This window comes from Fusobacterium massiliense (assembly GCF_900095705.1).
GTDB classification, from domain to species: domain Bacteria; phylum Fusobacteriota; class Fusobacteriia; order Fusobacteriales; family Fusobacteriaceae; genus Fusobacterium; species Fusobacterium massiliense.
The window spans coordinates 193165-206396 of record NZ_LT608327.1; the positions used below are offsets into that span (position 1 = coordinate 193165).

14 protein-coding genes and 1 tRNA gene are annotated in these 13232 nt (G+C 25.9%); 14 read left to right on the forward strand and 1 reads right to left on the reverse strand.

Annotated features, from left to right (window positions below; translation table 11 throughout):
- Positions 1–50 precede the first annotated feature (50 nt).
- The gene (locus tag BQ2505_RS05405; RefSeq protein WP_074016755.1) at positions 51–941 is read left to right on the forward strand and encodes a lysophospholipid acyltransferase family protein; all 891 of its coding nucleotides are present in this window, start codon (positions 51–53) and stop codon (positions 939–941) included.
- A 164-nt stretch (positions 942–1105) separates the two neighbouring features.
- Positions 1106–1182: transfer RNA gene (locus tag BQ2505_RS05410), tRNA-Arg, on the forward strand.
- On the opposite strand, the gene BQ2505_RS05415 is transcribed toward BQ2505_RS05410, so the two are convergent.
- A complete protein-coding gene (locus tag BQ2505_RS05415; RefSeq protein WP_074016756.1) occupies positions 1161–1532 on the reverse strand; it encodes a hypothetical protein in 372 nt (123 codons plus the stop codon). The genes BQ2505_RS05410 and BQ2505_RS05415 overlap by 22 nt on opposite strands.
- A gap of 52 nt (positions 1533–1584) precedes the next feature.
- Between BQ2505_RS05415 and BQ2505_RS08720 the strand changes: the two genes are divergently transcribed.
- The 12 genes from BQ2505_RS08720 (at position 1585) to BQ2505_RS05470 (ending at position 13229) form a co-directional block, all read left to right on the forward strand.
- Positions 1585–1755, forward strand: coding sequence for a hypothetical protein (locus tag BQ2505_RS08720; RefSeq protein WP_154662206.1), 171 nt, complete (start codon positions 1585–1587; stop codon positions 1753–1755).
- A 167-nt stretch (positions 1756–1922) separates the two neighbouring features.
- On the forward strand, positions 1923–2165 hold the full coding sequence (locus tag BQ2505_RS05420) for a hypothetical protein (RefSeq protein WP_074016757.1): 243 nt from the start codon (positions 1923–1925) through the stop codon (positions 2163–2165).
- Positions 2166–2170: 5 nt separating this feature from the next.
- Entirely contained in the window at positions 2171–3067 is an 897-nt protein-coding gene (locus tag BQ2505_RS05425; RefSeq protein WP_074017333.1) for a zeta toxin family protein, read from the forward strand.
- A 463-nt stretch (positions 3068–3530) separates the two neighbouring features.
- Complete coding sequence (locus BQ2505_RS05430; protein ID WP_074016758.1) at positions 3531–4721, forward strand: pyridoxal phosphate-dependent aminotransferase; 1191 nt, start codon at positions 3531–3533, stop codon at positions 4719–4721.
- A gap of 10 nt (positions 4722–4731) precedes the next feature.
- A complete protein-coding gene (locus BQ2505_RS05435; RefSeq protein ID WP_074016759.1) occupies positions 4732–5061 on the forward strand; it encodes a hypothetical protein in 330 nt (109 codons plus the stop codon).
- Positions 5062–5082: 21 nt separating this feature from the next.
- A complete protein-coding gene (locus tag BQ2505_RS05440) occupies positions 5083–6342 on the forward strand; it encodes a YihY/virulence factor BrkB family protein (protein WP_074016760.1) in 1260 nt (419 codons plus the stop codon).
- Entirely contained in the window at positions 6326–8509 is a 2184-nt protein-coding gene (locus BQ2505_RS05445) for a penicillin-binding protein (RefSeq protein WP_074016761.1), read from the forward strand. The genes BQ2505_RS05440 and BQ2505_RS05445 overlap by 17 nt, the downstream gene beginning before the upstream one ends.
- Positions 8510–8524: 15 nt before the next feature.
- Positions 8525–10837 carry a replication restart helicase PriA gene (gene priA / locus BQ2505_RS05450; RefSeq protein ID WP_074016762.1) on the forward strand — a complete coding sequence of 771 codons (2313 nt, stop codon included), beginning with the start codon at positions 8525–8527 and terminating at the stop codon, positions 10835–10837.
- Positions 10838–10850: 13 nt separating this feature from the next.
- Positions 10851–11363 (forward strand): peptide deformylase, encoded by a 513-nt coding sequence (gene def / locus BQ2505_RS05455; protein ID WP_074016763.1) that lies wholly within the window; start codon positions 10851–10853, stop codon positions 11361–11363.
- A gap of 22 nt (positions 11364–11385) precedes the next feature.
- Positions 11386–11697, forward strand: a complete 312-nt coding sequence (locus BQ2505_RS05460) for an FtsB family cell division protein (RefSeq protein WP_187367086.1) — start codon at positions 11386–11388, stop codon at positions 11695–11697.
- Positions 11694–12734, forward strand: coding sequence for a class II fructose-bisphosphatase (gene glpX, locus BQ2505_RS05465; RefSeq protein WP_074016765.1), 1041 nt, complete (start codon positions 11694–11696; stop codon positions 12732–12734). The genes BQ2505_RS05460 and glpX overlap by 4 nt, the downstream gene beginning before the upstream one ends.
- Positions 12735–12743: 9 nt before the next feature.
- Entirely contained in the window at positions 12744–13229 is a 486-nt protein-coding gene (locus BQ2505_RS05470) for a hypothetical protein (protein WP_074016766.1), read from the forward strand.
- Positions 13230–13232: the final 3 nt, after the last annotated feature.

The following is a 13232-nucleotide window of genomic DNA, read 5'->3' on the forward strand; positions in this document are numbered from 1 at the left end:
ATTAAAATGAAATTTATGAGATAGAATTAAAAAATTAATGGAGGATTAATATGTATTATATTCAATATATTATTGCTAGATTTTTTATATTTTTATTGCTTTTGTTACCAGAAAAAGCTAGATTTAAGTTTGGAGATTTTTTAGGAATGGTCGCTTATAAATTAATTAAAAGTAGGAGATTAACAGCTATTATAAATTTAAAGATGGCCTTTCCAGAAAAAGGAGATGCAGAAATAGAAGAAATAGCAAAAAAATCTTTTAAAATTATGATAAAAGCTTTTTTGTGTTCTTTATGGTTTGATAAATATTTTAAAGATACTTCAAATTATAAAATAATAAATCAAAAATCTGTTTTTGATGCCTATGCAAAGGGACAAGGTGTAATGGCTGCAACAATGCATATGGGAAATATGGAAGCTAGTACTGTTGTAACAGGAGAAAATGAAATAATAACAGTTGCTAAAAAGCAAAGAAATCCGTATATAAATAAATATATTACAGAAACTAGAAGCAAAGTAGTTAAAATGGAAGTTATAGAAAAAGATGAACATACAAGTAAAAAATTAATTTCTAAATTAAAAGAGAGAAAAATATATGCTTTGTTCTCTGACCACAGAGATAAAGGAGCAATAGTTAATTTTTTTGGAAAAGAGACTAAGGCACCAAGTGGAGCAGTTTCAATGGCTTTAAAGTTTGGTATGCCATTATTGCTTGTATATAATGTTTTAAACGATGATAATACTATAACGATATATGTAAGTGATGAAATTCAAATGATAAAAACAGGAAATTTTAAAGAAGATGTACAGTCAAATGTTCAATTGTTGATTAATAAAATGGAAGATATTATAAGACAGAATCCAACACAATGGATGTGGTTCCATGATAGATGGAATAATTTTAGAGAATATAAATCAATGAAAAAGAAAGGTTCTTTTTAAAAAATAGTAATAAATTTAGAATATAATATAAACTTTTAGAGAGTTAAAATTTTTGTAAGCAATTTTTAATTGTAAAAACAAAAATGAAAAAACTCTCTTTTCTAATTTTAGATAAGTTTTATTAATGACAAATTAAAAAAAATATAGTATAATTTAAAAAGTATGACCCCGTAGCTCAGTTGGATAGAGCAACCCCCTCCTAAGGGGTAGGTCGTGCGTTCAATCCGCATCGGGGTCGCCATAATAGCCGATTTTTTGCACTTTGAAGAGTATTAATTCAATTTTATCTTTAAAGATTTTTATATCTTTTACAAAAGTTTCAATAATTTCTGTATCAATATCTTTGTTATTTCTTTCTTTGAAACTATTAAGAATTTCTATGATTTCATCTTCTGTAAGAACTTTATCTTTATTTTCTTCAATAAAATAAAGTTTAGACTTAATTGTATCAATTTCCTCCTTTATCTTTCTACTTTTTATTTTAAATGTTTCTTCAGGAATAAAATCACCTAAGCTTCTATCTAAAAGTTTTAAAGCTTTTTTATTTAGTTTTTCCATTTCTTTTTTATATTTTTCAATTTTTGTTACCACTTCTTTATTTAAAAAAATATAAAATAAAGAGGCTAGAAAGAATATTTTAAATATGCCTAATGAAATGATTGAAGAAACTATAAGAGATTCTAAAACTGAATCTGAAAGCATATTAGCATTAGAGATAGGGCATAGCATAGAAGATATAAAAGAAACTTTAGTTGAAATTAAAAATAAGGGTATTATTGAAATCCCTGAAAAATTAAAGACTACAAGGAAGTAAATATAGATAACTTAGTATATGATGTAAAAACTAAATGGAATGATATTCCAGTACAAAAAAAGAAAAGGTTGAGAGCTTATTTAAGAAGATATTAAAGATTATAGGGGAATAAAGATAAGCAGCCAACTTGTCTGATAAAAATAAAAAAAATTAAAGGAGTGACAAATATGTCGACATTGTATGATTTAACATTAAAAAAAGAAGTTGCAAGAGAATGTGCTTGGGGAGTAATGGGGACTATTAGTAGAATTGAAAATAAAAAAGGAGAAAATGAAGTTTTAAATTTAATAGAAAAAAAAGTTTGGGAAAAAACAATGGATATTCCAAAAATGACTCTTGAAGAAGTTGAAAAATTTGATATAGAAGTAGATTTTTTAATATCTCTTCTTTCAGAATTGGAGGGTAAATAATGGAAATAGAAAAAAATTATACTAATAGTGAACTTGAGTTTGCATTTAAAAAAATTTTAAAGAAATATACTCAAGATTATTTACCGAATGATAATCCAAAAGTATTTTTACTAGGAGGTCAACCAGGTGCTGGAAAAACAGCTTTAGAAAATATGATTAATATAAATAATGAATATATATCAATAAGTGGGGATGATTTTAGAGAATATCACCCTTTATTTAAAGAATTGAATAAGAAATATGGTAAAGAAGCTTCCAAACATACTCAACAATGGGCTGGAGAGATGACAGAAAAACTTATAAAAGAACTAAAAGATAATAAATATAATTTAATCATTGAGGGAACTTTAAGAACTGCTGAACTACCTTTAAAAGAAGCGACTAGATTTAAAAAAGTAGGTTATGAAGTTGAATTGTGTGTTGTAGCTGTTAAACCTGAGAAATCAAGATTAGGGACTTTAGAAAGATATGAGACAATGCTAAAAAGAGGGAAGACTCCTAGAATGACTCCTAAAGAACATCATGATTTAGTTGTTAATAATATTCCTGATAATTTAGATGTCTTATATAAGTCAGGAAAATTTGATAATATTAGATTATTTAATAGAGATAATGAGTGTTTATATAATTTAAAAGAAACTCTTGATATTAGCCCTAAAGAAATTATTAATCAAGAATTTAATAGTGAATGGAAGTTAAATGAGATTGAAGAATACAGAGAAAGATGGAATAATTTAATAGATGGTATGCAAAAAAGAGGCGAAGATAGAGATGAAATTAAATCTCTAAAATTTGAAAGAAACTTTATTATAGATAGAATAAACAATTTTAAAGATATTAAAGAACATTCTAATATTTTTAATTCTGTCCAAAAGAATAAAGATAAAGATTTTGATAGATAAAAATAAACAGGTGTGAAATAAAAAGACTACTAATTGCAATTAGTAGTCTTTTTGATATTTCTTTTTTCATTTTATTACTAGTAGTATTATTTAAATAACTTAAGTATACTATTAATTATTTTAGCAAAAAAATTATTTCTAACAATTTTTTGCTAAATTTTCTATTTCTTCATATCCATCATAGAACTTATAATAAAATTCACACAGAAGTCAATCCTTATTAGTAAGTTAATATATCCAACTTTTTGAGGTCAGTACAAAATTGGTCTCTGATATTCGTATTAGTCCGAAGAGCGTGTGTTCATTGAGCTTATAAAACTCAAACAAATGTTGATGGATTTTATTTGTTATTTTATTTATAGAAGATAAAAATTAGATAAAAATCAAATAAAATACTAGCATATATTGCTAAAATATTATATAATTACAAGATACAAAAGTTTTTTTAAATGTGGAGGGTAAAGTGAAATATTCAGATAGAGTAGAAAAAATGAAATATTCAGCTGTAAGGAAATTGGTTCCTTTAGCAACAGAAGCTGAAAAAAAAGGAGTAAAAGTCTATCGTTTAAATATAGGGCAACCTAATATAAAGACACCAAAATCTTTTTTTGAAGGTTTAAATAATATAAATGATGAAGTTATAAGATATGCAGATTCAAGAGGAGTTTCTGAATTGCTTGATAGAGTAGTTGAAGTTTATGCTAGAGATGGACATATCTTAAATAGAGAAGATGTAATTGTAACTCAAGGTGGAAGTGAAGCTTTGACATTTGTAGTTTCAGCAATTTGTAATGAAGGAGATGAGATTTTAATTCCAGAACCTTTTTATTCGAATTATAAAAGTTTTATTGATTTTGCAGGAGGAGTAATAAAACCAATACCAACAAATATAGTTAATGATTTTGCACTTCCAAGTAAAAGTGAAATAGTTAAATTAATATCTCCTAAGACAAAAGCAATATTATACTCAAATCCTTGTAATCCAACAGGAAAGGTTTACACAAAAGAAGAAGTAGAAATGCTTATAGAAATTGCTGTTGAAAATGATTTATTTATAATAGCAGATGAGCCATATAGAGAATTTATATATGACGATAATTTAAAATTCTATTCAGTTTTAGATTTTGAAGCAAAAGAAAATATTGTAGTTATAGACAGTGTTTCAAAACATTATAGTGCTTGTGGTGCTAGAGTTGGTTTTTTAATTTCAAAAAATAAAACATTTATGAATTATGTTATGAAGTTTTGTCAAGCTAGACTTGCTGCACCAACTGTAGAACAATATGCAGTAGCTAGTTTAATGAAAGAACCGAAAGAGTACTTTAAAGAAATTAAAGATATTTATAACAGAAGAAGGGATATTATAGTTAATTCTTTAAATAAAATAGAAGGAGTTACTTGTTCGGCACCTAATGGAGCAATTTATGCTTTTGCTAAATTACCAGTTGATAGTACGGAAGAATTTTGTAAATGGTTATTAACAGATTTTAGATATGAAAATTCAACTGTTATGATGGCTCCAGGGGAAGGTTTCTATGAAACTGAAGGTTTAGGAAAACAAGAAGTAAGACTTTCGTTTTGTGTAGGAGAAGAAGATATAGAAAAAGCAATGAAAGTTTTAGAAGAAGCATTAAAAGTTTATAATAAAAGATAGGAGAGTAAAAATGAAAAAAGTTTTAATAATGTTAGCTTTAATATCAACTATAGCTAGTGCAACTGAAAAGTTTTCAGAGTTTTATATAATGGAAAAAGTTTTACCTCAATTATCTAAAGCACAAAGTTATACATTTGATGGAAAAGAATATAAGGCAGTAAAAGTAGATAAAAAAATATTAAAAGCACTAGACACAAGTAGTGATCCTTTTTATTATACTAATTCAAAGAATGAAACAAAAATGGTAAGAATAGGAGATTATATAATAACACCTATGACATTTTCAGAGATAGATTCTATTGATATGAATTACTTTAAAGATAATTTTATAAAAAAATAATATAATTAAAGAGGAAAAAGAATGAAAAAATATCTTGAAAGTTTAAATTTTAAAATTGATACAAAAAATATAATGGAAATTTTAAAAAGAGCTTATGAAAAGTATAAGGGAGCAAATTCTACTTTTTGGGTAACTTCTCTATCTTTTTATACTATATTAGCAATAGTTCCTATTTTTGCTATTTTATTTAGTTTAGCTAATTGGTTTGGAGCAGGAGACTATATAGTAAGACAAATAGATAAGGTTTCACCAATAAAAAATGAGGCTCTTTATACTTTAGAAACATTTTCGTATAATTTATTAGATAATGCTAGAGGAGGATTATTAGCAGGAGTAGGCTTTATATTTTTAGGCTGGACATTCTTACAAATGTTTTCATTGATAGAAGAAGCTTTTAATGACATTTGGCATATAAAAAAATCTAGAACTTTAATTAGAAAAATAAGTGATTATATATCATTTTTTATTTTTATTCCTTTATTGTTTATTATTTTAAATGGAGTGTTATTATTTCTTTTATCAAAAGTTCAAGGAATAAAAATACTTTATTATGTAGTCTCAAATGCATTACCTTTAGTAAGCTTAACTGTCTTCCTAATGTCTTTATATCTAGTTATGCCAAATACAAATGTAAAGATTTTTTCGGCTTTTTTCTCAGCTATTATTATATCTATAGCATTTATGATTTTTCAAAGATTATTTGTTTTACTTCAGTTTAGTTTAATAAAATATAATGCTATATATGGAAGTTTTTCTGTAGTATTCATATTTTTAATATGGATAAGAGTCTGTTGGTTTTTAATTATTTTGGGAGTACATTTATCTTATTTACTTGAAAATATGAGTTTTGATTTAAACTTAGAGAATGAGGAATTGGTAACTAATTTTAATTCAAAATTGTATATTGTATTAAAAATATTACAAGAAATATCTTATAGATATGTTAAAAATATGCCTTTAGCAACTATAGATGATCTAAAAAAAGTAATAAAGACTTCCCCAGTTATTATTGAAAGTCTTTTAGAAGAATTAATAAAAGGGAAATATATAGTTAGTACACAAGATTACGATGAAAAATCTTATTCAATTCAAAAAAATATTGAAAATGTATCTTTAGAAGAAATATATAATTTTGTTGCAAATATAGGAGAAAGTATATATTTTTTAGAAAATGAAGATGAAAAAAGTGATACAATAGAAAATAGAATAAAGAATAATAACTTTAAAGGGAATTTAATGGATCTTATAAATATGGAGGAAAAAAGTGAAAAAAAAGAATAAAAAAAAAGGAAATTCTTTAATTCAAAAATTACTAATTTTTTTAGTAATTTTAGTAGTAGCTGTAGTGCTATTTTTACAAAAAAGATATTTTTTATTTTTTTCAGTCCTAGCCATATCTTTTATAAGTTATATATTTTATCTTGTAGTAAAAAGTTTTGATAAAGAAAAAAGTCTTTTTTCCAAAAGAAAAGCTATATTGATAATGATAATTTTTGTATGTTTTCTTATCTACGTATTAAGACTTATTAAGATACAGTTTTTTGATGTTGAAAAATACACAAATCTGATGAATAAACAATTGCTAAGTACAGATAGAGAAACAGGACAAAGAGGAATTATTTATGATAGCAATGGTAAAAAAATGGCTTTTAATAAAAGATTGTATACTTTAATAGTTGATCCTTCTTTATTGAATGATGATAAAGTTAGAGATAATCTTTTAAAGGATATTACTGCTATAAAAGAAAGTGGTATAATAGAGTTAAATCCAAATGTTGAAGAAGAAATAAAAGATTTAGCTGAAAAGAATATTAGATATAAAGTCTTACTAAAAAATATAGATGATGAAAAGAAAGAAAAAATAGATGCCTTATTAACAGAGCTTCATAAAGAAACTAATGGAAAGAAAAAGAAATATAGAACGCATTTAATGTTTGAAAAATTAATAGATAGAGTATATTTTCAAAAAAAAGAATATGAAAAATTAATTGGAATATACGGAATGACTGAAAATAGTAATTCACAGAAAATAGGGGTTTCAGGTCTTGAAAAAGGTTATGAAAAATATTTAGTAGAAAGAAGAAGAGCTATTTCAAAACTCTATGGTCTTAATAAGAAAAATACATTGGCATTATCCAAAGATGTATTGTATTTAAATTTAGATGGAAAAGATTTACATTTGACTATAAATACCAATCTTAACTATATTTTAAATGAAGAGATAAAAACACAATTTGAAGCAACAAATGCTTATGAAGCTTATGGCGTTATAATGGATCCAAATAGTGGTAAAATATTAGCTCTATCAGCTTTTTCTAAGGACACAAACTTATTAAGAAACAACCTTTTTCAAAGTCAGTACGAACCGGGATCAATTTTTAAACCTCTTATAGTTGCAGCAGCAATGAATGAAAATTTTATAACTCCTGAAAGTAAGTTTGATGTAGGAGACGGAAGAATAGTAAGATTTAAAAGAACTATTAGAGAAAGTAGTAGATCTACAAGGGGAGTTATCACAGCTAGAGAAGTTATAATGAAGTCAAGTAACGTTGGAATGGTTCTTATAAGTGATTATTTTAGTAATGAACTTTTTGAAAAATATTTGAAAGATTTTGGCTTGTATAATAAGACAGGAGTAGATTTTCCTAATGAATTAAAACCATATACTTTACCATATGATAAATGGGATGGTTTAAAGAAAAATAATATGGCATTCGGACAAGGTGTAGTTGTTACTCCTATTCAAATGATAACTGCGTTTTCAGCTGTTGTAAATGGTGGAATACTTTATAAGCCTTATATTGTTGATAATATAACAGATTCTGATGGAAATGTAATAATGAGAAATATCCCAACTAAAGTCAGAAGAGTTGTGTCTGAAGATGTTTCTAAAAAAATGAGAAGTATTTTGGAAGATACTGTTGCGAATGGAACAGGGAGAAGAGCTAAAGTTGAAGGATATGCTGTTGGAGGAAAAACAGGTACCGCACAGCTAAGTGGAGGAAAAACAGGTTATTTAAAACAAGAATATTTATCTTCATTTATAGGATTCTTCCCAGCAGATGACCCTAAATATGTTGTAATGGCTATGTTTATGAGACCTCAGTCGGAAGTCATGGCAAATAAATTCGGGGGTGTGGTTGCTGCACCAGTTGTAGGTAATGTTATAGGTAGAATAATAAAACAAGAAGAAAATTTTGGAAAAAATATTTCAAAAATAAATTTTTCAAAAGAAAATAAATTAAGTAATACAAGAGATATTACAGCTGTAAGTTATGAAGATGTTATGCCTGATTTAGAGGGAATGAGTCCACAAGAAGTTTTAGCTCTTTTTAAAGATACGAATATTGATATCGAAGTAGTTGGAATAGGTCTCGTGAAAGAACAATTACCTAAAAAAGGAGAAAACTTAGATAATATTAGGAAGATAAAAATTATTTTAGAGTAATTTTTGGGAGAAAATATGCAATATTTTGATGTATATGTAGATGGGATAAAAGATTTATACACGTATTTAGATGAAAAAGATGAATATGCGCTTGGAGATAATGTAATAGTACCATTTAGAAATACAAAAAAAAGTGGATTTTTGATAAGAAAAAATGAAAATAAAAACTTTGATTTTAAAGTTTTAAATATTTTATCGAAAATGAAAAACTCTGTAAAATTATCTATGAAGCAGTTGGAATTAATAGAGTGGTTAGTTAGTTATTATTTAGCTAGTTATGACTCTGTTATTAGTGCCATTTTACCTAAAAAAGTAAAAATAAGTTATTCAAATAGTTATCAACTTAACTTTCAAGTCTTAAGAGAAAAGCTAGAGTTTATTGAAAACGAGATTGTCACTTATATTTTATCTTTAGGAGATATGACAGAAAAAACTGCAAGAGCAAAATTTAAAGTAGTTTTATTTAAAGAATTAATAGAAGAAAAAATTTTAAAATTAAAGAATGGAATTGTTTCAATAGATGTTCAAAATTTTTATAAATTGGAAGGAAAAAACTTAGAAATATTCAAGTATTATGAAAAAAAATTGTCAGTCAAAAAAGAAAAAATAGAAAAAATTTTTTCAAGAAAAGATATAAAAAAATTAGAGGAAAAAAGAATTTTAGAAGTAATTACAAATATTTCAAATAAAAAAAATCTAGAAGAAGAGAAATTATCAAAAATCAACAAGACTGAAACTATACTTACTGGGGAACAACTACTTGTAAAAGAAAAAATAGAAAAAAGTGATAATAGGTATTTTCTATTAAAAGGTGTTACAGGTTCAGGGAAAACAGAAGTTTATTTAGAGCTTATAAAAAATGCCTTTTTTAATGGAGAAGGAAGTATATTTTTAGTACCTGAAATATCATTAACTCCTCAAATGATGAATAGATTCAGGAATGAATTTAAAAATAATATAGCAATTTTACATAGTTCTCTGAGGGATAATGATAGAGCTAAAGAATGGGAAGCAATATACAAAGGAGAGAAGAAGATAGTTTTAGGAGTTAGATCTGCAATATTTTCTCCGGTAAAAAATTTGAAGTATATCATATTAGATGAAGAGCATGAAGGAACTTATAAACAAGATAGTAATCCAAGATATAATGCAAAATATGTTGCAATAAAGAGATGCCTTATAGAAAAATGTAAATTAATATTAGGTTCAGCTACTCCATCAATAGAAAGTTTTTATTATGCTAAAACAGGTATATATGAGTTATTAGAGATAAATAAAAGACATGGAAATTCTGTAATGCCTGACATAGAAGTTGTTGATATGAAAAAAGAGGATAATACTTTTTTTAGTAAAAAACTTTTAAATGAAATAAAGAATACTTTATTAAAAAATGAGCAAGTAATTTTGTTTTTGAATAGAAAAGGCTATTCAACATATATTCAATGTAAAAAATGTGGTTATGTCGAAGAATGTCCTGATTGTTCAATAAAAATGAGTTATTATAGTAGTATAAATCAATATAAGTGTAACTATTGTGGAAAACATAAAAAATACAATGGGAAATGCTCAAAATGTGGAAGTGAAGATTTGGTACATAGTGGAAAAGGTATTGAAAGAATAGAAGATGAGTTAAAAAAATATTTTAATGTTCCTATAATAAAAGCTGATGCTGATTTATCTAAGAGTAAAAATTATTTTCAAAATTTATATGAAGATTTTTTAAATAAGAAATATAGTATTTTGATAGGTACACAGATAATAACTAAAGGGTTACATTTTCCAGATGTAACTTTAGTTGGAGTGATAAACTCAGATACAACTTTAAATTTTCCAGATTTTCGTTCAGGAGAAAAAACTTTTCAATTATTAACCCAAGTTTCAGGAAGAGCAGGTAGAGGTTTAAAAAAGGGAAAGGTCATTATTCAGTCTTTTGAACCAGAAAATACAATAATAAAAGATAGTCGTGAAGAAAATTATGGACTTTTTTATGAAAAGGAAATAAAATCTAGAAAGATATTTTCCTATCCACCATTTAGTAAAATAATAAATGTTGGTTTTTCTTCAGAAGATGAACAAAGATTATGGGAAATTTCAAATAATATTTTGAATCAGATAAAAAAAGAAAGTTCAGAACTTAATTTATATATTAATGGACCTTTACCAAGTTTGGTATATAAGGTAAAAAAAAGATTTAGAGTAAATATTTTTATAAAAGGCAAGAAAGAAGATATTGAAAAAATAAAAACAGTATTAAGAAAAATTATAAGAGTATATAATGATATAAAAGTTAGAATGGTAGTAGATATAGATTCAATTAATTTGATGTAAGAAAGGAAAAATTATGGTCTATGAAATTAAAAAAATAGGAGAAGATGTTTTAAAACAAGTTGCTAAAGAAGTAGAAAAAAATGAAATAAACGATGAATTTAGAAAATTTTTAGATGACATGGTAGAAACTATGTATAAAACAGATGGAATAGGATTAGCTGCCCCTCAAATAGGTGTTAGTAAGAGAATATTTGTTTGTGATGATGGGACAGGAGTTGTGAGAAAAGTTATAAATCCTGTTATAGTTCCTTTGACAGAAGAAACTCAAGACTATGAAGAAGGTTGTTTGAGTGTGCCAGGAATTTTTAAAAAAGTATCAAGACCTAAAAAAATATCTGTAAAATACTTAAATGAAAATGGAGAAGAAATTGAAGAAGTAGCAGAGAATTTCTTAGCAATAGTTATGCAACATGAATATGATCATCTAAATGGAGTATTATTTATTGAAAGGATATCTCCTATGGCAAAAAGAATGATAGCTAAAAAATTAGCTACATTAAAAAAAGAATTAGCTCAGGCTAGATAAGGAAATGAAAATGAAAACTGATATTAAAAAAAATTTTTTATGGGTTGTAGTTATTTTTGCAATTTTTGCTTATAGTGTAAAAGTGTATTTTCAAATTTCAAAAAATATTTCAAAAAAAGCAAATATTGAGGAAGAAATAGTTCGTGTAAATAAGAAAATAGAAGAAACGAAAAATAAAATAGCAATTTATGATGATAGAATAAAGGCCTTAGATAATGATTTTGAAAAAGAAAAATTAGCTAGAAATATGTTAAAAATGGTTAAGGAAAATGAAGTAATATATAAATATGTTGAAAAAGATAATAAAAAAGATGTGGAGGTAGAAGAAAAATGAAAAGAGAATTAGCTTTGGAGTTTGCAAGAGTAACTGAAGCAGCAGCATTAGCAGCTCATAAATGGGTTGGTAGAGGTAAAAAAGAATCTGCCGATCAAGCAGGGGTTGATGCTATGAGAACTATGCTTAATAGACTTGCTATTGATGGAGAAATTGTCATTGGAGAAGGAGAAATAGATGAAGCTCCTATGCTATATATAGGAGAAAAAGTTGGAATGATATATAATCCAGAAGAAAAAGACAATGTTACACAAGTAGACCCAGTTGATATAGCAGTAGATCCAGTTGAGGGAACAAGAATGACTGCTCAAGGGCAACCTAATGCTATAACAGTTTTAGCAGTTGGGAAAAAAGGAAGTTTTTTAAAAGCTCCAGATATGTATATGGAAAAATTAATTGTTGGTCCTGAAGCTAAAGGAGTTATTGATTTATCAAAACCTTTGGAAGATAATATTCATGCAGTAGCTAAAGCATTAAAAAAAGATTTAAAAGATCTAATGATAGTTATTTTAGATAAACCAAGACATAAAGAATTAATAAAAGATTTACAAGAAATGGGAGTTAAAGTATATGCATTACCTGATGGAGATGTAGCAGGTTCAATTTTAACTTGTATGATAGACTCAGATGTTGATATGCTTTATGGGATAGGAGGAGCTCCAGAAGGAGTTATTTCTGCTGCTGTTATAAGAGCATTAGGTGGAGATATGCAAGCTAGATTAAAATTAAGAAATGAAGTTAAAGGAAACTCTATAGAAAATGATAAAATATCTAAATTTGAAAAATTAAGATGTGAAGAACAAGGGCTTCATGTTGGAGATATTTTAAAACTTGATGATTTAGCAAAAGATGATGAAATAATTTTCTCAGCGACTGGTATAACAGGTGGAGATTTATTAGAAGGGGTAAAAAGAAAAGGAAATATTGCTAGAACTCAAACTTTAGTTGTAAGAGGATTGTCAAAGACCGTTAGATATATTAACTCTATACATAATTTAGATTTTAAAGATGAAAAAATAAGTCATTTGGTAAAATAGGAGAATTGAATGTTATTCTATGAAGAATTAATAAAAAAAATAGAAAGTCAAAGTTTAACAGATATAAAAAAGGTAGAAAAATTTACCTTAAATATGTCAAAAAAAATATCTGGATATGGTATAGCTTTACCGTTGATAGCAATAGGAATTTTTCAAGCATACTCATATACGCTTTTTCATAAGTGGTATTTACTGCTTTTTGCTATTATATTTTCATTTATAGGCTTTAAACAATTTAAAAATATATTTTCTTATTCTATATCGATTGATACTGAAATTGCTAGGATAAAAAGTGGAAAATTAGACTTATTATTTGAAAATGTTGAAAGTGCCGAATTAAAAGAAATGAAGTTTGGAAAAAAGATTATTACAGTTATTGATATGATAACTAAAGATAAAAAACAAGTTATAATCCCTTTATATATGAATAGAATAGAAAGATTTATACTTGTTGTAAAAAGCATTTTAGGGGATAAATTTCAAATAATAAAGTAAAAA